This is a genomic window from Rhizobacter sp. P2_H2, assembly GCF_056403375.1.
Window position 1 is genome coordinate 1 of the sequence record NZ_JBFUFP010001427.1, and the last position, 1,099, is coordinate 1,099.

Sequence of the window (1,099 nt, forward strand, 5' to 3'; positions counted from 1 at the left end):
AGGTAGTTGGAAATGACGGCAGCGCCCAGCGAGGTAGTTGGAAATGACGGCAGCGCCCAGCGACCATCCAACCAGCATGGGCCGACCGGACTTCGACTTGCGGATGACCGCATCCAGGTCGTCCGCCCACCGCAGCCCATCGGTGTACATCTGCGGCGCCGAGGGATGGCCGGACTGCCCATGGCCCCGCAGGTCATAGGTGATCAGGCGGTAGCGTTGCAGTACCGGGCTGTCGACCTGCGCCTGCCAGCTGAGGTGGCTGCCCAACAGGCCGTGCACGAAGATCACAGGCGTTCCGCCGGGGTCGCCCGCCTCCTGGATCGACAAGGTCACGCCATCCGAAGAGACGGCCGTGTAGTGCCTGGAGGGGGGCTCGGCCCACGCGAGGTTGATCGCAGTCGCTGCGAGGGCAAGCAGGCCGGCCACGAGCGCGCGAGATAGCATGCCGAACGGCAAGAGGGTCATGGAGTTGCTCCTGATGAGACAAAGGGGCGCTGACTGTCGAGCCTCACATCCGTGTCAGGGTCAAGCCGTCGTTCTCGAATCCCCATGAAGCCTGTTGGATTACTCACCATCGGCGCACTGTCCCGCCTCACCGGCATCAGCGCGCGGGCGATTCGGCATTACGACGCCCTGAAGCTGTTGAATTCTTCGCGCGCAGAAAACGGCTACAGGAAGTTCGAGTCCGGCGCAGCCGTGCAGGTGCGCCAGATCCAACGGCTCCTGGCCGCCGGTCTGAGTCTTGATGAGATCCGGACCTTCCCCGGCTGCATGCTGCTGATCGAAGGCGCCACGCCCTGCGAGCAGACCTTGTCGGCGCAACGCGAGCGGCTGGCCCTCATCGAGGCGCAGATCGACGACCTGGAGCGCCGGCGCGCGCGATTGCGCGAGATGCTGGGCGACCACAGCGGCTGACTCTGGCTCGACTCCTTCGCGCGGCCCGCGATTCGCCAGCACCTGCCTACCGTCGCCTCCTGAGGCATTCGACTCCTGGCAAGCCCGTCTGGAGGCTGCGGCCTTCACCACTGCGGAGCCAACCAGAAAGGGATTCTGGTGTCGCGGCTCGGAGTCGAGAACCCGCTCAGGCATTGGCCAGGCC

2 protein-coding genes are annotated in these 1,099 nt (G+C 65.8%); one reads left to right on the forward strand and one right to left on the reverse strand.

What is annotated here, in order from left to right:
* A partial coding sequence (locus tag AC1D15_RS33665; protein WP_477829480.1) for an alpha/beta fold hydrolase occupies nt 1-465 on the reverse strand: 465 nt, incomplete at its 3' end.
* Between the two features lie 84 nt (nt 466-549).
* On the opposite strand from AC1D15_RS33665, the gene AC1D15_RS33670 reads away from it, so the two are divergent.
* Nucleotides 550-915 (forward strand): MerR family transcriptional regulator, encoded by a 366-nt coding sequence (locus AC1D15_RS33670; protein ID WP_477829481.1) that lies wholly within the window; start codon nt 550-552, stop codon nt 913-915.
* Nucleotides 916-1,099 lie beyond the last annotated feature (184 nt).